Source organism: Amycolatopsis iheyensis (assembly GCF_024703995.1).
Classification (GTDB): domain Bacteria; phylum Actinomycetota; class Actinomycetes; order Mycobacteriales; family Pseudonocardiaceae; genus Amycolatopsis; species Amycolatopsis iheyensis.
Map to the genome: position 1 here is coordinate 1 of NZ_JAMXQV010000004.1, position 17,018 is coordinate 17,018.

Below are 17,018 nucleotides of genomic sequence, written 5' to 3' on the forward strand. Positions count from 1 at the left end.
CCGCCGCGGAAGCCACCGCCGCCGCCACCGCCACCGGGACCGCCGCGGAAGCCGCCGCCACCACCGGGACGACCGCCGCCACCGGGGCCACCACGGGCGCCGCCACCGGGACCACCGCGCGCGCCGCCACCGGGACCGGCGGGACGCTGCGTGCGGCCCGGCATCATGCCGGGGTTCGGGCGCGGGGGCATGTTGCCCGGGCTCGGCCGGTTGCCACCGGCGCCACCGCCGGGACGCGGGGCCGGCCGGTCACCGGTGCCCTGACCGCCGCCGGGACGCGGCGGACGGCTGTCGCCGCCCTGACCGCCACCGGGACGGGCCGGGGGACGCGGAGCCGGGGAGCCGGAGCCCACGCCGAAGGGGTTGTTGCCGACCCGCGGCGCGCGCGGACCGGGCTTGGGACCGCCGGGCTTGGGGCCCTGCGGCTTCGGCGGGACGACCGAGCCGGTGCCCTGGGCGGGCGCGGCCGGACTGTCCTGCTTCGGAGCGGCCGGAGCGTCGGCTTTCGCCGCCGGGGCCTGCTCCTGGGGTGCGGGCGCGGCGGGCTGCTGACGCGGGCCGGGCCGGGGGCCGGGACGCTGCCCCGGGGTGGCCGGCTTCGCCGGCGCGGGCGCCTGCTGCTGGGGTGCGGCCGGAGCCGGGGCCGCCTTGGCCGCGGGCGCCTGCGGAGCGGGCGCGGGGGGCTTCGGGGCGGCGGGCTTGGCGGCCGGCGGGCCGGGGCGCGCCGACGGGCCGGGGGTGGGCTTCTTCGCGCCCTTGGGCGCATACGCGTCGCGGAGACGGCGGGCGACGGGCGCCTCGACCGTGGACGACGCGGACTTGACGAACTCGCCCTGTTCCTTCAACTTCGCGAGAACGTCCTTGCTGGTGATGCCGAGCTCCTTCGCGAGCTCGTGTACGCGGGCCTTGCCTGGCACAACTCTCCTCATCTAGGGGAGGCCAGGCGGCACACCGCTGACCTCGTCCTTATTGTCTGACGCTCATGGCTTCAGCTTCACGGCTGACTCATGACGGGTCGACCTGCTTCCTTGGTTCCTCGCGACCCCGGGGACGTCCCGGGGTCGTGGTGCGGGGCGGTGCGCTCGACGTGCTCGCGGACCTCGCGGGCGTCGAGCGCCCCCGGAGCCCGCAGGGCTCTCGGGAAGGCCCGCCGCCGTTCGGCCTTGACCAGGCAGTCCGGGTCGGGGTGCAGCCAAGCCCCCCGGCCCGGCAGCCTCCGACGTTCGTCGACGACCACCCGCCCGGCCACCGCGACCACGCGCAGCAGCTCACCGATCAATGCCCGCCGCTTGCAGCCGACACAAGTCCGCACCGGGGAAATCCGGTGGGGCTGGTGCTCGGCTACCCGCCGCGGGCGTTGAACCACTCCTGAGTCTAGCGCTTCGACCTTCACTCAGCCGAACCGGTTGTCGCGGCGGGCCGCGTCGGACTGGCGTGGTCTTGATCACCCTCGTCGTCGGCCGGTGCGGCATCGCTGCGGATGTCGATCCGCCAGCCGGTCAGGCGGGCGGCGAGGCGGGCGTTCTGGCCCTCCTTGCCGATCGCCAGCGACAGCTGGAAGTCCGGCACCACGACGCGGGCGGTCTTCGCCCGCTCGTCCACTACTCGAACCGATACAACCTTCGCCGGCGACAGGGCATTCCCCACGAACCGGGCCGGGTCCTCCGAGTAGTCGATGATGTCGATCTTCTCGCCGGCCAGCTCGCTCATCACGTTGCGCACGCGCGCGCCGACCGGGCCGATGCAGGCGCCCTTGGCGTTCACGCCCGCCACGGTGGACTTGACCGCGATCTTCGTGCGGTGCCCGGGCTCGCGCGCGACGGCGGCGATTTCGACCGTGCCGTCGGCGATCTCCGGCACCTCCAGCGCGAACAGCTTGCGCACCAGGTTCGGGTGCGAGCGCGAGAGCGTGATCTGCGGGCCGCGGTTGCCGCGGGACACGGTGACCACGTACGCCTTCAGCCGGCTCCCGTGCTCGTAGGACTCCCCCGCCACCTGCTCGGCGGACGGGAGCACGCCCTCGGTGTCACCCACCTGGACCACGACCATGCCACGCGCGTTGGCGCGGGCGTCGCGCTGGATCACGCCGGCGACGATCTCGCCCTCCTTGGTGGAGAACTCGCCGAAGGTCTTCTCGTGCTCGGCGTCGCGCAGCCGCTGCAGGATGACCTGGCGCGCGGTGGTGGCGGCGATCCGGCCGAACCCCTCGGGGGTGTCGTCCCACTCCTCGTCGACCTGGCCGTCGTGGGTCAGCGTGTGCGCGAGGACGCGCACCAGGCCCGTCTTGCGGTCGATGTCGATGCGGGCGTGCGGCTGGTGGCCCTCGGTGTGCTTGTACGCGGTGAGGAGGGCCGTCTCGATGGCCTCGATCACCGTTTCGAAGGGGATGTCCTTGTCCCGTTCGATCGCCCGCAGCGCGGCGATGTCGACGTTCACTTCGACCCCTTCTCCGTCTCGGCCTGACCGGCAGCGATCATGCCGGACGCGTCGTCTTCGAGCAGTTTCAGGTCCTCGGCGGGCGGCTGCTTGAACTCGATCTCGACGACCGCCTTCGCCACTTCGGCGTAGCGGACGTCGAGGAGCTTCCCGCCCGCGAGGACACGGGCGGCGTCCTCGCCCGCGTGCCCCACCCGGCCCACGTACGGCGCGCCTTCGACCGGCGAGACCTTCACCAGGCGGAACCGCGCGCGGCGCCAGTGGCGGGCCTGGGTGAGCGGCCGGTCGAGGCCCGGCGAGGTGACCTCCAGGGTATAGGCGCTCGCGAGCACGTGCTCGTTCTCGTCGAGCGCCGCCGAGACCTTGCGGCTGATCTCGGCGACCTCGTCCAGCCCGACCCCGTCGTCCGCGTCGACGACGACCTTGACCAGCTGACGCCGGCCGGCCTGCTGCACCTCGAACGAGTCGAGGTCGAAACCCGCGGCGGTGACGGCTTCGGCCACTATCGGCTGAAGCCGGCTGGCGAGTTCTCCTGGCACGTGGGGCTCTCCTAGGTTGCGCGGGTGGTGGTGGACCAGCTTATCCGGTCGCCCTCTCGGCCCGCGCGAGCGGCGGGGCCGCCCCGGGGCCTGGCAGGATGGGCCGACGTGACCGGAAGACCGACCGACCTGACCCGTCGTGCCGCCCTCCGCATGGGCGCAGTGGCCGCGCTGGCCGTCCCGCTGGCCGCGTGCGGGCCCGGCTACGACGAGAGCCCCGACCCGCTGCGGCCCCTGCTGGCGGCCGCGGAAGCCGACGCCGCCGCCGCCCGGGCGCTGGCCAAGGGCGAGGACGCCGACGCCGCCGGCCAGCTCGCCGACGCCCGCGCGGCGCACGCGGCCGCGCTGAAGTCCGAAGTGGACCGGCTGAACCGGCCGGCGCCGTCGCCGTCGGCCACCCCGCCGGCGCCGGCGGCGCTGAGCGACCTCAAGGAGCGGCTGGCGACCGCGCGCAAGCAGGCCGAGGACCTCGTCCCCGGGCTGCCCCGCTACCGCGCCGGGCTGGTCGCGGCGGTGGCCGCGGGCTGCGCGGCCCTGCAGCGCACCGCGCCGGCGCTGGGCCCCGGCGAAGACGCCCCGAAGGTGGGGGCCGCGCCCGGCGGGTCCGTGCCCGCGGAGGCCGTCGACCCGCTGCAGACGGCGCTGGCCGCCGAGCACGCCGCCGTCTGGGTGTACGGGCTGGTCAGCGCGTTCCTGCCGGCCGACTTCTCCGAGGGCGAGAAGAGCGGCGTCGCGGAGCACGCCCTGCGCCGCGACTTCCTGCAGACGACGCTGTCGGCATCCGGGGCGACCCCGGTGGCGCCCGAAGCGGCGTACGTGCCGAAGCAGCCGGTGACGGACGCGAAGTCGGCGTCGCTGGTGGTCGCGACGGCCGAAGCCGACTGCGCGTCGGCGTGGCTGGCGGTGGTGAACCACACCGACGACGCGGGCCTGCGCACGACGGCCCTGCACGCCCTGGTGGCGGCGGCCCGCCGCGGCACACCGTGGCGTTCGGAGGCGGGCGAGAAGCCGGCGGCGATCGCCATGCCCGGCCAGTCAAGCTGACCCGGCCTCAAGCGCCCCAATGTGGCCTTGGTTGCGTCTGACGCACCCAATGTGGCCTTCGGTGCGTCTGACGCACCGAAGGCCACATTGGGGCGCTCGGGGCCGGCGTCAGGAGTGGAGGTCGGCGGACAGGCGGAGGGCGTCTTCCGCGATCTTGTCCAGCAGCGCCTTGTCCTTGTGCTTGTCGTAGAAGTCGGCCAGCACGATCGTCGTGTTCGTGCCGTCGACCTTCGAGGCGTACGCCGCGTTCTCGCCGCTCACGCTCGGGGTGCCGGTGCCGGCGAAGGTCTTGTCCTTCACCAGGTCCGTCACGTTGCCGGTGCCGTCCTTCTCGGTCAGCGTCTTGAGCGTCTTCGCCTTCGTCGAGTCCGGCATCCCCACCAGCGCCACCGACACCAGCGCCTTCGCCCCGCCGGACTCGGCCGTGTACAGCGCGCGGACCAGCGACTGGCACGGGTTGTCCTGGAAGAAGTCGTGCGTCTTGCCGTAGGACTTCTCGGCGCAGTCGGTCGTCTTCGCCGGGCCCGAGACCATGGTGAACTGGTACGCGCCGGTGTTCTGGGCCGGCGGCTGCGCGACCGGCTCGTCGGGCGTCGAGTCGTGCCGGATCAGGAACCAGAGCAGCCCGGACACCACCGCGATCGCGACCAGCCCGGCGCCCCTGAGCAGCAGGGACCGGGTGTCGCGCGCCGGTGGACCCGGCACGGGCGGGCGGGGCTGCGGGGGCACCGCGCCCAGCGGGGCCGTGTCGGACGGGCCTGGGGTGAAATGCGCACCAACCACGAGGCCATACGGTAGTGCTTTTCCCGGGGGCGCTGCCCCCAGACCCCCGCCGGGGGCTTCGCCCCCAGGCCCCCGGGTGTGAGTTCACCGCCGCGGGAGCGTTCACTCGAATGCGCGTAAGACGCGTTCGACGTCGTCAGCGGTGTTGTAGAGGTGGAACCCGACCCGCACCCGGCCGCCGCGGACGCTGGAGACGATCCCGGCCGCCGCGACCCGCGCCGGGTCGGCGTCGAGCGAGACGATCGCGGTGCCCCGCGGCGGCTGCCCGAGCTTCTCCAGCAGCAGGTCGGCCAGGCCGGTGTTGTGCGCCCGGACCTGGGCGAGGTCGAGCCCGCCGAGGTACTCCAGGGCCGCGGCCGCGCCGACCTGGGCGAGCCACACCGGCGAGAGGTCGAACGCGCGCGCGTCGCCGGCCAGGCGCAGCGGCAGGCCGTACACGGTCGTCCACGGGTCCTCACCCGCGTACCAGTTCGCCGCGACCGGCCGCGTCCGCGCGCCGGCGTCCGGCCGCACGTACAGCCAGGCGCAGCCGCGCGGGGACAGCAGCCACTTGTAGCCCGCGGCGACCACCCAGTCCGCCCAGGCGACGTCCAGCGGCAGCCAGCCGACCGCCTGGGTGGCGTCGAGCAGCACCGCCGCCCCGGCCGCTTCGGCGGCGGCGCGCAGCGCCGGGAGGTCGGCGATCCGGCCGTCGGCGGACTGCACGACGCTCACCGCGACGACGTCGTGCCCCTCGACGCGCTCCGGCAGCAGCTCCAGCGGCACTTCGGTGACGGTGACGCCCGGGTTCGCCGCGAACGGGAACGTCACGCTGGTGAAGTCCCCTTCCGCGGCGAGCACGCGGGTGCCGGCCGGCAGCCCGGCGGCGACGTTGGCGACCAGCTGCGAGGCCGAAGCGCCGATCGCGACGCGCCCCGGCTCGACCCCGAGCAGCCGGGCGAACCCGGCCCGCGACCGCGCGACGTACGGGTCGAACTCCCCCGGCCGCGTCGCGCCGGTGCGCCAGCGCTCGACGGACTCGGCGACCGCGGCGGCGACCGGCGCGGGCGGGATGCCCACGCTGGGCGTGTTCAGGTAGCCGGGCGGGACGGCGAAGTCGGTTCCGAAGGCGCGCATGCCCCGAGCCAAGCAGACCGGGGCAACCGGTTTAGGGCAGCAGCGCGGTGACGTCGGCGTAGCTCGGCGGGCTCAGCGGCAGCTCACGGCCGTCGCGCACCGCCTCGGCCGTCCCCGCGGCGGCGGCCAGGGCCATCCGGTACGGCAGCGAACCGAGGCTGACCCGCGCGACGCCCAGCCCGGCCAGCCCGGCCACCGTCACCTTGCCCGGCAGGAACAGCAGGTTGACCGGGACCCCGACGGCGACGATCCGCTCGACGTCCGCCGGGTCGGCCAGCCCCGGCACGAAGACACCGTCCGCGCCGGCCGCCACATAGGCCCGCGCGCGCTCCTCCGCTTCGGCCACCGACCGGTCGCCAGCCCAGTGCGTGTCCGTCCGGGCGTTGACGAACAGGCCCGGCACGCGCTCCTTCACCGCCGCGACCAGCGCGGCCTGGACCTCGACCGGGGCGAGCGAGCCGTCGGCGCGGCCGTCCTCGAGGTTGACGCCGACGACACCGGCTTCGGCCAGCTCCGCCGCGAGGTCGGCGACGGCGGCCGGGTCCGCGCTGAAGCCGTCGGCGAGGTCGACGCTCACCAGCGCGTCCAGCCGGGTCAGGCGGCGGGCCAGCGCGACGGTCTCGGCGCGCGTCGAGGGCGCACCGTCGGGCTCCCCCGCCGCCGCGGACACGCCGAGGCTGGTCGTGCCCAGGGCGCGGAAGCCCCGCGCGGCGAGGAAGGCGCCGACGCCGAACTCCCACGCGTTCGGCAGCAGCAGCGGGGCACCGGGGACGTGCAGCGCACGGAATTCGTCCATGCCCCGAAGTTAGGCGCGCGACGCTTCGGCGGCTGCCGAAGTCCGCGTTCGGCAGCGAGGCCGGTCCTCGTCACGCCGGGGCACGCGAGGGTTTTGGCCGCCGCGTTCGGTAGCGAGGCCGATCGTCGTTCAGGGCCCCCGACCGGGACACGTGGGGTTCGGCCGCTGCCGAACCGACCTAAGCCGCCGAGGTTTCGACGAGCGTCGAAACCTCGGTGAACGGCGCCAGCAACCCCGGAACGGCGGCCGCGGCGAACTCGAGGCCCTCGTCCGCGGCCGCGTCGCGGATCGAGTAGGCGCCCGCCCCGGCCGCCGTGGTCGCGGTGAACGTCGCCAGCCCGCGGTGGCGCTGGAACACCGACTGCTTCACCGTCCAGCCGATCACCCCGTCCCGCGTCAGCGCCACCGTGGCGCGCCGGAGCGTGCCGCTGCGGGTCACCAGGTGCGCGCCGGCGCGGCCGTGCCCGAGGCTGCGGTAGGCGTCCAGTGCGAGCACCCCGGCCACCGGCAGGGCGACCACGGCGAGCGCCGCGCCGAGCACCAGCAGGACGTCGGTGAGCCACACCCCGAGCCCGAGCAGGACGAGCACCGGCACCCCCGCGGCCAGCAGGGCCCAGCGCAGCCGCCGGCCCCGGGCGGCCCGCGGGTGCGGCACCAGACCGACGTCCTCGACGCGCTCGCCCAGTACCTTCGCCGCGACCTCCCGCGCCACCGCGCGCGGCGCCGCCGGCAGGAGCGTCTTGGCCTCGGTCTTGTCGTCGTCGGGGTCCTTCATCCCGGTCGCGACGACGTCCACCCGTGCGGCGCCGGCCAGCCGCGCGCCGAGCGGCTCCACGAGCTCGACGCCGCGTACCCGGCGCTCCTCCAGCGTGGTCGACCGGGTCGTGAACAGGCCGCGGCGGACGCGCAGCGTGCCGCCGGGTTCGCGGTCCAGCCGGTAGTTCCACCACATCTCGACGAACAGGCCCGCGGCCCCGACCACACCGAGCCCGAGCGCGAGGACCAGCAGGAGCGGGATGCTCACCACCAGCGGCAGCTCGCCGAAGAGGCCGAGGAGCCGGCGCAGCAGGTCACCACCGGCACCGAACCAGTCCGCGACCTTGAACAGCGCGCCGAACGCGGCCAGGCCGAGCGCGGGGGCGACGAAAGACACCGGGGCGTAACGGATCCACCGGGGGTCCAGCGTCGCGAGTGGACCGTCGGCGGCCGTCGCCGTCGTGACCCGGTGCAGCAGGTCGGCGCGCAGGGCTTCGGCGTCGGCCCGGGCCAGCGGGGACAGCGTGATCTTCTCCCGCTGCCCGGTGCCGATGGTCAGCGTCGCGACGCCGAACGCGCGGTGCAGCGGGTTGGCCGTCAGGTCGACGGTGCGGATCCGCTCGCGGGGCAGGGACTTGCGCGTGTGGACGACGAACCGGAACTCGACCTCCAGGCGCTCGGGTGTGCACCGGAACTCCGTGTGGCGCCAGCGGACGTAGTCGCCCAGGACACCGCCGCCGACGAGCAGGACGGCGCCCGCGAGAACCCAGGCCAGCGCCACCGGCCCCGCGCCGGCGACGATCGGGACGCCGGCCGAGACCGACGCGCCGGCCAGCAGGACCGCGGTGACGGCGAGGGTGCGCCGGTCGAGCCGGCGGCTCACGTCGCGTCCCCGGGCGTGGCCTGCGTGCGTTCGGTCAGCCGCTCGGCGACATCGGCCGCGACCTGGGCGTCGAGCCCGCGCAGCTTGACGGCGCCGCGGGCCGAAGCGGTGGTCACCGTGACGGTGGCGAGCCCGAAGCGCTGTTGCAGCGGCCCGCGCAGCGTGTCGACGGTCTGCACGCGCGAGAGCGGCGCCACGCGCCACTCCTGCCACACGAACCCCGAGCGCACGTAGACGGCCGTGTCGGTGACCTCCCAGCGGTGCAGCCCGAACCACCACACCGGCAGCACGACGCACCAGGCCACCCCGAGCACCGCGACGACCGCGGCGGGGCTCAGCAGCCAGACCGCGGCCGGCGGGATCAGCAGGCCGAGCAGCACGAGCACGAAGACCGGCGGCGCGAAGACGAGTGCCCACTGCGCCCGCCACCAGGTGATCGCGCGGCGGTCGAGCGTGTGGCGTGGCGGCCGCAGCCGTACTTTTCCGGTGGTCACCGGACACCCCCCGAGACTGGTTACAATGCGATCGCATCGTAACCAGTGATGTCCGATTTTCGCAATGCGAGTGCATGGGAACGGGGTGAGCGTGCCGAGACAGGTGGACCACGACCAGCGTCGCGTCCAGATCGCCGAAGCGCTGCAGCGGCTGACGACGCGGGCCGGACTGGAAGGCGTCAGCCTGCGGCACGTCGCCGCCGAGGCGGGGATGTCGATGGGGTCGGTGCAGCACTACTTCAAGACGAAGGACGAGATGCTGCTGTTCGCCTTGGAGCACCGGCACAAGCTGCGCTCCGAGCGGATCAGGGCGAAGGTCCTCGCTTCCGGGCCGCCGACGCCGCGGTCGATCCTGCGCGCGTGCCTGGTCGAGATCCTGCCGCGCGACCCCGAGAGCGAGGGCGACTACCTGATCGGCGTCGCGTACTTCATCCGCGCGGTCGCGGACCCGGCGATGGCGAAGGTGTTCGGCGAGGGCATGCCGGAACTGCTGGCGTTCTTCGCCGACCAGGTCCGCCAGGCCCAGTCGGCGGGCGACGTCCCGGCGTGGGCGGACCCGGCGGCGGAGGCCTCGGTGCTGTGGGCGATCGCGGACTCCCAGGGCTCGGAGATCCTGATGGGCCACCGGACCCCGGCCGAGGCGGTGTCCACTGTGGACTACTACCTCGACCGGCTGTTCAGCGCGTGAGGGGCTTTCCCCGCTTCCCCGCTCGCGCCGGGGAAAGCCCCTCCACCGGGCGGCGGTGACGCCCCCTCGTCGCCACCGCCACCCGGACTCGGCCGGTCGGCCCGCACCGGACCGGACGACACGGCGGCCGCGCGTGTACGAAACTCAGCCGCCCCCGCCGCCGGAGCTGGCCGCGATCGAGGCCGCGCGGGCCGCGTTCAGCTCCCGGATCACCTTGCGCAGCGCCGGGACCGCCGCGCCCGCGCGCTCCTCCAGCTCCTCGATCCGCGCCTTGTGCTGCCGCCGCTCGCCGCGCGGGAGCACCGTCTTCAGCTCCACCGCCGCGGCCAGCGACGTCAGGGCCGCCACCTCCGGGGTCACCTGGCCCTCACCCCGCAAGGCCGTCAGCAGCTCGTCGCGCAGGTTCGCCACCGCCGCGCGGTCCTCGACGCGGGGGTGGCGGCGCGGGAACAGCCCCAGCACCTTCGACGTCCGCAGCGAGATCGTGCCCGCCGCGTCGAGCTGGGCCTCCAGGGACTGCAACGTCCCGCGGGCGCCGCGGCGGACCCAGGCGCGCCACTTGCGGTGCGGGTCCGCCGTCACCTCCGCCAGGATGTCGTCGAGCACCAGGTGGCCGGTGCCACCGGCGCCGGTGACCGTCGGGCGGCCGTCGTCGTCGGTGAGCAGGCCACGCAGCACCAGGTCGGTCAGCGCGGCCGCGCGCACCAGCAGCGCCACGCGCTCCCGGTCCGGCAGCCGGTCGCGCCGGGTGTCGCACGCCAGCAGGTAGGCCCGGGCGGGCAGGGACAGCATCCTCATCTCCTTCACTGCCGCTTCAGCGCGGGCCAGATCTCCGGCCAGGGCTTCGTGCGGCCGTCGTACTCCCACAGCAATCCGTCGACCAGCTGCGTCTCGTGCGCGAAGTACGGCCGCAGCAGCCCCGGGTCGAACCCCGCGAACAGCACCGCGTCGGCCGACTCCGGCGGTGGGCCGAAGTACCAGTACGCCCGGTGTCCACTGTAGACGCGCTGGATGCCGTACGGCGCCCCGTAGAACTCGCCCACCGCCGCGAACGGGTAGATCTCGGCGTACACCGCGGTCCGCGCGCGAACCTGCGGCGGCAGCGACGCGTACGTCTGCCCGATCACCTTCGCCAGCTCCTGCTGCGGCAGCTCACCCTGGGCGAACGTGCTGCCGAGCGAGAACGGCCCGAACGACGTCCGCGCCGAAGCCGGCCACACCGGCAGCGCGACGAGCGTCACCACCGCCGAGAGCACGAACGCCGGCCACGCCACGGCTTTCCACCACCGCACGAGGTTGCGCCGGGTCAGCTCGGTGGCCGCCGCCGCGAAGGGGATCGCGTAGCAGCCCATCAGGTAGTAGCTGCGCCCCTGCGTCAGCACCACCGCGAGCGCCACCAGGACCAGGCCGGCCCCGAGGTACCGGTACGGCCGCAGGTCCGGGGACCGCAGCAGCCGCCAGACGCCGTAGAGCAACGCCAGGACGCCGACACCGATCCCGGCGCCGAGCAGCCCGTCGCGCACCCACGCGCCGTAACCCGGGAACTCCGCGGCGACGACTTCACTCATGTGGGTGTAGGGCCAGCCGTGCGTGGCCTGCCAGAGCAACGTCGGCACCGTGGCGGCGACCGCGATCGCCGCGCCCAGCCACAGCTTCGGCCGCCGGAGCAGCTCGCGCGGCCCGAACACCAGCGCGGCGAGCAGCACCGCCGCCCACAGCGCCGGGATGAGGAACTTCGTCTCCAGCGACACCGCCGTCACGACGCCGGCCCAGACGAGCAGGCCGTCGCGGCGGGTGCGGGTCCAGCGGACCAGCAGCCAGCCCACGACCGTCCACAGGAACGGGTCGAGCACGTAGGTCCCGATCCAGTGGCTGACGATGACGATGCTCGACGTCGCGTAGCACGCGGCCGCCATCGCCTGGGCGCCGCGGCCGCCACCGAGCTCACGCGCGATCAGCGCCGTGACGACCACGCCGGCGGCCGCGGCCAGCGTCATCGGCAGCCGCAGCACGACCAGCGAGCCCGGCGCGAGCCAGTCCATCGCCGCCGCCAGCGCCGGGATGAGCGGTGGCTGGTCGAAATACCCCCAGCTCAGGTGATCTCGACCGGCCACCAGGAAGTAGAGCTCGTCGAACCCGCCGGCGTAGCGCCCGCTGGTCAGGAGCAGCGCGAGCCCGGCGAGCCCCGCGACCGCGAGCACCGGGCCCGCGGCGAACGTCGTCTGTCGCGTGTGGACAGTCACCATCGGTTTGCCTCCCTCGCCGTGGTGCGGTCCAGTCCACCGGTCCGGCGCCCCTCGCCGTAACCGGGCATGGGAGGTGATCACGACGACGAAAGTTGCGCCGCCGGGCGCGGGCCGCAACTTTGGTTGCGCATCCGGGGCGGCGGGGGTGCCCAGCGGCTACCGTGGCCGCGTGACCACCGCCCGGCGGCCGCTGTGGCCGAGCCGCTCCGACGCCTTCTGGCTGTTCTTCGCCGCGCTCGCGTTCGCCGGGCTCAACTCCCTCTTCTACGCGCTGGGCGACGTCACGACCGGCGGGCTCGGGCCGGCGGCCGGGCTGGTGCTGCAGGTCGTCGCCGACTTCTCGCTGGTGCTGCTGTTCCGGTTCCCGCTGCCGGTGGCCGGCTTCGTGATCGCGGGCGCGGTGGCGATGCTGGCGTCCGACCTGCTCGCGCCCGGGCTGCTGGTGCCGGTGCACCCGCTCGCCCTGATGACGGTGCCGACCATCACCCCGGTCGTGCTGTCGCAGCTGGCCCGGGTGCTGGACCGGCGGACGGTGCTGTGGGTGGCCGGGATCCTCACCCTGATCGCCGCACGGCCGTGGGTGCCGAGCTGGAGCACCACGCCGTTCGCCGTGCTCAGCACCACGTTGCCGGCGCTGCTTTCGCTGTACTTCGAAGCGCGCCGCCAGCTGCTGCAGTCCCTGCGCGACCGGGCGGAGCGCGCCGAGCGCGAGCAGCACCTGCTGGCCGAGCGGGCCCGCGCCGAGGAGCGGCGGCGGCTGGCGGGCGAGATGCACGACGTCGTCACGCACCGGCTCAGCCTGATGGTGCTGCACGCCGGGGCGCTCGGCGTGACGTCGGCCGACACGGCGGTGCGGACCGCGGCCGAGGACATCCGGCGTGAGGGCGCGCAGGCCCTCGACGAGCTGCGTGACCTGGTCGGCGTGCTGCGCAACGGCGCCGAAGTCGGCGCGCGGACGCTCAGCCCGGAGCAGCCGGGGGACCCGGCGCGGCTGGTCGAGGAGTCGCGGTCGGTCGGCGTGGCGACCGAGCTGGCGGTGGACGGCGACCCGGCGCGGGTGTCGCCGACCGTCGCGCGCACCGCGTACCGGCTGGTGCAGGAGGCGCTGACGAACGTGCGCAAGCACGCGCCGGGCGCGTCGGCGACGGTCTCGCTGCGCTACCACCAGGACGGTCTGGACGTGTCGGTGGCCAGCACGGCGGCGTCGGGCCCGCCGGACCCGGCGCTGGCGGGCAGCGGCTCCGGGACCGGGCTGGCGGCGCTGCGGCAGCGCGTCGAGCTCGTCGGCGGCCGGTTCGACGCGGGGCCGGCGCCCGGCGGCGGGTTCCGGGTCGGTGCGATACTGCCCGCCTACGTACCGACGGCGGAAGGCACGCAGCGTGATCCCGGTGCTCGTGGTCGATGACGAGCCGATGGTCTGCGCGCACCTGCGCACGATCCTGGGTTCGGCGGGCGACATCGAGGTGGTGGCCCAGGCCGGCGACGGCGCCGAGGCGGTCGAGGCGGTGCTGCGGCACCGGCCGCGCGTGGTGCTGATGGACCTGCGGATGCCGGGGGTCGACGGCCTGACGGCGATCGCCCGGATCGCGGAGCTGCCGGACCCACCGGCGGTGGTGGCCCTGACGACGTTCGACGCGGACACGTACGTGATCCGGGCGTTGCGCGCGGGCGCGGCGGGCTTCCTGGTGAAGTCGACGCCCCCGGAGGACCTGATCGGCCTGGTCCGCGTGGCGGCGGACGGGCACACGGTGCTGTCCCCGTCGGCGGCCCGGCGGCTGGTGGCGTTGTCTTCGGACGGACGCGAGCGCGGCGAGGACGCCCGTCGGCGGACCGCGGGGCTGACGGACCGGGAGCGGGATGTGCTGGCCTGCCTGGGCGAGGGACTGTCCAATGCGGACATCGCCGCGCGGCTGCACCTGGCGGAGGCGACGGTGAAGAGTTACGTGTCGCGGATGCTGGTGAAGCTGGAGTGCACCAACCGGACGCAGGCCGGGTTGCTGGCGCACGAGGCGGGGCTCACGCCGGGCAGCGGCGCCTCGCGACCAGCCGGCTGACCGTCGACTGGTGCACGCGCGCGCACGCCGCCACAGCGCGCTGCGACGCCCCGAGCCGGACCAGTTCACCGATCAGCTCGTCCCGGCGGCGGGTGCAGGCCGCCAGCCGGTCGGCGGCCCCGCGGAGGCGGCGCAAGCCGTCCTCCCGGGAACCGATCGCGGCGGCGTGCCGGCGCTTCGCGACCAGCCGGCTGACCGTCGCCTGGTCCACGTCGGCTTCGCGCGCCACTGTCCGCTGCGGCTCGCCGTACCGCGTCAAGGCGCAGATCAGCCCGTCCCGCTCGTCGGCGAGCAGCTCCGCCAGGTCCGTGGTCACGCGCAAAGCCTGCCGCAGCGCGCTGACGATAGGGCAGCTACGGCCACAGCAGCGGGAAGGCGCGCCACACCGCCCAGCCGATGAGGACCGCCCACGCGGCGATCCAGACGAGCGAAGGGATCCCGGTGCGCTCGGCGAGCATCGCGGCATCGTCCTCCTGCTCCCGGAACCCGCCCCTGAGCCGATTGACGACGAGCGCGTGCAGGCCGCCGATCTCGCTGGTCAGCAGCAGCCACGCTTCCGCGTAGGCGATGCCGTTCTTCAGCCAGCCCGGCGCCCAGCGCAACGCGCAGAACACGACCGCGCCCACCACGACGACCACGGCGAAGGTGAGCACGTCGCGGGTGAACAGCAGGAGGAACACCATCGCGGCCAGGGTCAGGGTGAGCACCGCGGGTGTGAGGCCGCGGTTCAGGAGCGCCGCCGCCCCGAGCCCGGCCAGCGGCGGCATCGCGTACCCCGCCGCGACGGCCAGCACCCGCGCGGACGGGGTCGGGCTCCACTGCCACGTCCCGCCGGACTCCGGGCCGGTGATCGCGACGCGGAGCACACCGCCGCCGGTCAGGATGCTGACCAGGGCGTGGCCGCCTTCGTGGAAGAGCGTGCCGAGGAAGTTGGCCCGGTACACCACACTTCGCCGGCCGTCGGTCCGCACGAAGAACGAGTGCACCACTGCCGCGGCGGCCACGAACGCGGTGATCCCGACCAGCGCCGGCCCCGGCGCGGGCAGCGTCTCGTTGAGCACGAACCCGAGTGTCCCGCCCGAAACCGCGGCGCCGGCCGAGCGCGGGCTAACTGTCCACGAGCTGTCCAGTCAGGCCGAAGCGGGCGTGTGCTCCGCGTCGTAGGCGTCGCGGGCTTCCTGGACCGCCGTCATGTGCCGGCGGGCCCACTGGTCCAGCACGTCCAGCGGCTCCGACAGGTTGCGGCCCAACGAGGTCAGCTCGTACTCGACCTTCGGCGGGATCGTCGCGTACGCCGTGCGCGTGAGGATGCCGTCGCGGACCAGGCTGCGCAAGGTCTGCGTCAGCACCTTCTGCGAGATGCCGTCGACGCGGCGCGCGATCTCCGTGAACCGCAGCGGGCCGGCCGACAGCGCGCCCACGATCAGCACCGTCCACTGGTCGCCGATGCGGTCGAGGAGCTGGCGGGTCGGGCAGTTGCGGTCGTACGGGTTCGACAGCACGGCGTCTCCTCACTTTCCGGAAGAGAGTAACACGCCGTTCAGGCAGTGGCGGCCAGCAACGTGCCGAACAGGATGCGCAGGTGCCGGCGGCCGCGGTCCCAGCGCGCCTCCAGCTCTTCCTGGTCCCGCGTCGCCCAGCTCGCGATCAGGATCCCGCGCACCACGTCCATCGCCGTGTACACCGCGTGCAGGAACTCGTGGTGCCCCGCGTGTTCCGGCAGCAGCGCCTTGCCGAACTCGACCAGGCTGGACGTCGCGATCGGCTCGACCGCCGCCATCTGCCGGCGCAGGTCCGCGTCCGTGCGCGAGGCGACCCACAGCTCCACCGTCGCCGAGAACACCGGCCCCTGGTGCATCTCCCACATCAGCTGCAACGCGTCGCCGACCGGGTCGCTCGACGCGCGGAGCCGGTCGAGCTCGGCCATCGCGAACTCCGTGCGCTTGGCCGCCAGGTGCCGGACCGCCGAAGTCACGAGGTCGGCCTTCGTCGGGAAGTGGTGCACCTGCGCACCGCGCGTGACGCCGGCGCGGTCGGCCACGCGGGTGGTCGTCGTGCCCGCGTAGCCGTATTCGACGAGGCAGTCGATCGTCGCGTCGAGCAGCCGGACGCGCATCGCCGCGCTGCGTTCCTCCTGGGTGCGTCCGGTCGATCCTCGTCGTGGGGCTGACATGCGCCTTACTTTATGGGGCCACGCGCGCGTCCGTCGCGGCGACCAGCCCGGCCACCACCCGCTTGACGAACACGCCCAGGAACCACCGGTAGGCCCAGCCGGTGCCGGGGATCTTCGCGGTGAACGTCGAATGCCAGTGGATCTCCGTGCCGCCGTCGCGCGGCGAGAGGTCGACGTAGGCGACGTAGTCCCGCAGTGGCAGGCCGTGTTCGAGCGCGTAGCCGAACCGGCGGCCGGGCTCCAGGGCGACGATCTTCTCGTACGAGTGGGTGCGCCCCGTCCGGAACAGCCGGACCGCGCCCAGCCCCTCCGGCTCGCCCTCCCCCTCGCTGATCAGCTCGAACGAGCCGAGCGGCGACCAGTCCGGCCAGCTCGCGCCGTCTCTCAGCAGGGCGTACACGGCGTCGGCGGACGCGGACGTCCGGCCGCGCACCGAAATCTCTTGTACCATTTGGTACGTGTACCATCTGGTACATGATCGACGCAAGCCCGCGGGAGAAGCTGCTCGACGCCGCGATCACGCACATCGCGCACCACGGCGGCGCCGGCAAGAGCCTGCGGGCGCTGGCCACCGACCTCGGCACCAGCCACCGCATGCTGATCTACCACTTCGGCTCGAAGGAAGGCCTGCTCACGGCGGTCGCGCGCGAGGTCGAGGCGCGGCAGCGGGCGGCGCTGGCCGACGTCGCCGACGGCCGCGAGTTCTGGCGCCGGCTGACCGGCGAAGACCTGCGTGCCAACGAAAAGCTCTTCTTCCAGCTCTACGGCCAGGCCCTCGGCGGCACCCCGGGCACCACCGAACTCCTGGATGGGGTGATCGACGACTGGCTCGGTCCGGTCGAGGAGCTGCTCGCCGCCTACGGCGTCCCGGCGGCGGATCGGCCCGCCGAGGCCCGGCTCGGCCTCGCCGTCGCCCGCGGGCTGCTGCTCGACCTCGTCACGACCGGCGACCTCGACGCCGTCAACGCCGCGATGGCGCAGTTCATGGCGCGCTACGAGTGATACTGACG

21 protein-coding genes are annotated in these 17,018 nt (G+C 74.4%); 5 read left to right on the forward strand and 16 right to left on the reverse strand.

Features of this window, described 5'->3' with window-relative positions:
• The 4 genes from M8542_RS09760 to rimP all read right to left on the reverse strand — a co-directional run.
• Nucleotides 1-917 (reverse strand): translation initiation factor IF-2 N-terminal domain-containing protein (locus tag M8542_RS09760; protein WP_257920176.1); only part of this gene is annotated, 917 nt, incomplete at its 3' end.
• Nucleotides 918-994: 77 nt separating this feature from the next.
• Complete coding sequence (locus M8542_RS09765) at nt 995-1,312, reverse strand: YlxR family protein (protein ID WP_257919738.1); 318 nt, start codon at nt 1,310-1,312, stop codon at nt 995-997.
• Nucleotides 1,313-1,389: 77 nt separating this feature from the next.
• Nucleotides 1,390-2,436 carry a transcription termination factor NusA gene (nusA, locus tag M8542_RS09770; protein WP_257919739.1) on the reverse strand — a complete coding sequence of 349 codons (1,047 nt, stop codon included), beginning with the start codon at nt 2,434-2,436 and terminating at the stop codon, nt 1,390-1,392.
• Nucleotides 2,433-2,975, reverse strand: coding sequence for a ribosome maturation factor RimP (gene rimP, locus M8542_RS09775; RefSeq protein ID WP_257919740.1), 543 nt, complete (start codon nt 2,973-2,975; stop codon nt 2,433-2,435). The genes nusA and rimP overlap by 4 nt, the downstream gene beginning before the upstream one ends.
• A 108-nt stretch (nt 2,976-3,083) precedes the next feature.
• Here rimP and M8542_RS09780 point away from each other — a divergent pair, with 108 nt between their 5' ends.
• Nucleotides 3,084-4,019, forward strand: a complete 936-nt coding sequence (locus tag M8542_RS09780; RefSeq protein WP_257919741.1) for a ferritin-like domain-containing protein — start codon at nt 3,084-3,086, stop codon at nt 4,017-4,019.
• 108 nt (nt 4,020-4,127) lie between these two features.
• On the opposite strand, the gene M8542_RS09785 is transcribed toward M8542_RS09780, so the two are convergent.
• From M8542_RS09785 to M8542_RS09805, 5 genes are all read right to left on the reverse strand, one after another.
• Nucleotides 4,128-4,724, reverse strand: coding sequence for a hypothetical protein (locus tag M8542_RS09785; RefSeq protein ID WP_257920177.1), 597 nt, complete (start codon nt 4,722-4,724; stop codon nt 4,128-4,130).
• A 180-nt stretch (nt 4,725-4,904) separates the two neighbouring features.
• Nucleotides 4,905-5,918, reverse strand: a complete 1,014-nt coding sequence (locus M8542_RS09790; protein ID WP_257919742.1) for an aminotransferase class V-fold PLP-dependent enzyme — start codon at nt 5,916-5,918, stop codon at nt 4,905-4,907.
• A gap of 31 nt (nt 5,919-5,949) precedes the next feature.
• Nucleotides 5,950-6,714: an isocitrate lyase/PEP mutase family protein gene (locus tag M8542_RS09795; protein WP_257919743.1), complete on the reverse strand. Its 765-nt coding sequence runs from the start codon at nt 6,712-6,714 to the stop codon at nt 5,950-5,952.
• Nucleotides 6,715-6,892: 178 nt separating this feature from the next.
• The gene (locus tag M8542_RS09800; protein WP_257919744.1) at nt 6,893-8,353 is read right to left on the reverse strand and encodes a PH domain-containing protein; all 1,461 of its coding nucleotides are present in this window, start codon (nt 8,351-8,353) and stop codon (nt 6,893-6,895) included.
• Entirely contained in the window at nt 8,350-8,847 is a 498-nt protein-coding gene (locus M8542_RS09805; RefSeq protein WP_257919745.1) for a PH domain-containing protein, read from the reverse strand. Before M8542_RS09805 ends, M8542_RS09800 begins: the two co-directional genes overlap by 4 nt.
• A 91-nt stretch (nt 8,848-8,938) precedes the next feature.
• Between M8542_RS09805 and M8542_RS09810 the strand changes: the two genes are divergently transcribed.
• Nucleotides 8,939-9,535 (forward strand): TetR/AcrR family transcriptional regulator, encoded by a 597-nt coding sequence (locus tag M8542_RS09810; protein WP_257919746.1) that lies wholly within the window; start codon nt 8,939-8,941, stop codon nt 9,533-9,535.
• 144 nt (nt 9,536-9,679) lie between these two features.
• On the opposite strand, the gene M8542_RS09815 is transcribed toward M8542_RS09810, so the two are convergent.
• Both M8542_RS09815 and M8542_RS09820 read right to left on the reverse strand, forming a co-directional pair.
• Nucleotides 9,680-10,327, reverse strand: a complete 648-nt coding sequence (locus M8542_RS09815) for a GOLPH3/VPS74 family protein (protein WP_257919747.1) — start codon at nt 10,325-10,327, stop codon at nt 9,680-9,682.
• An 11-nt stretch (nt 10,328-10,338) separates the two neighbouring features.
• Complete coding sequence (locus M8542_RS09820; RefSeq protein WP_257919748.1) at nt 10,339-11,781, reverse strand: ArnT family glycosyltransferase; 1,443 nt, start codon at nt 11,779-11,781, stop codon at nt 10,339-10,341.
• A gap of 169 nt (nt 11,782-11,950) precedes the next feature.
• Here M8542_RS09820 and M8542_RS09825 point away from each other — a divergent pair, with 169 nt between their 5' ends.
• Complete coding sequence (locus M8542_RS09825; RefSeq protein WP_257919749.1) at nt 11,951-13,186, forward strand: sensor histidine kinase; 1,236 nt, start codon at nt 11,951-11,953, stop codon at nt 13,184-13,186.
• Entirely contained in the window at nt 13,161-13,835 is a 675-nt protein-coding gene (locus tag M8542_RS09830) for a response regulator (protein ID WP_257919750.1), read from the forward strand. The genes M8542_RS09825 and M8542_RS09830 overlap by 26 nt, the downstream gene beginning before the upstream one ends.
• On the opposite strand, the gene M8542_RS09835 is transcribed toward M8542_RS09830, so the two are convergent.
• The 5 genes from M8542_RS09835 to M8542_RS09855 all read right to left on the reverse strand — a co-directional run bounded on the left by M8542_RS09835 (nt 13,798) and on the right by M8542_RS09855 (nt 16,459).
• Nucleotides 13,798-14,151, reverse strand: a complete 354-nt coding sequence (locus tag M8542_RS09835) for a hypothetical protein (RefSeq protein ID WP_257919751.1) — start codon at nt 14,149-14,151, stop codon at nt 13,798-13,800. The genes M8542_RS09830 and M8542_RS09835 overlap by 38 nt on opposite strands.
• 37 nt (nt 14,152-14,188) lie before the next feature.
• Nucleotides 14,189-14,896, reverse strand: a complete 708-nt coding sequence (locus M8542_RS09840) for a M50 family metallopeptidase (RefSeq protein WP_257919752.1) — start codon at nt 14,894-14,896, stop codon at nt 14,189-14,191.
• Between the two features lie 69 nt (nt 14,897-14,965).
• Entirely contained in the window at nt 14,966-15,337 is a 372-nt protein-coding gene (locus M8542_RS09845) for a winged helix-turn-helix transcriptional regulator (RefSeq protein ID WP_257919753.1), read from the reverse strand.
• Nucleotides 15,338-15,375: 38 nt separating this feature from the next.
• Nucleotides 15,376-15,951 (reverse strand): TetR/AcrR family transcriptional regulator, encoded by a 576-nt coding sequence (locus M8542_RS09850; protein ID WP_308210257.1) that lies wholly within the window; start codon nt 15,949-15,951, stop codon nt 15,376-15,378.
• A 67-nt stretch (nt 15,952-16,018) separates the two neighbouring features.
• Nucleotides 16,019-16,459, reverse strand: a complete 441-nt coding sequence (locus tag M8542_RS09855; protein ID WP_257919755.1) for an SRPBCC family protein — start codon at nt 16,457-16,459, stop codon at nt 16,019-16,021.
• 23 nt (nt 16,460-16,482) lie between these two features.
• Here M8542_RS09855 and M8542_RS09860 point away from each other — a divergent pair, with 23 nt between their 5' ends.
• Nucleotides 16,483-17,010, forward strand: a complete 528-nt coding sequence (locus tag M8542_RS09860; RefSeq protein ID WP_257919756.1) for a TetR/AcrR family transcriptional regulator — start codon at nt 16,483-16,485, stop codon at nt 17,008-17,010.
• The last annotated feature ends 8 nt before the right edge of the window (nt 17,011-17,018 follow it).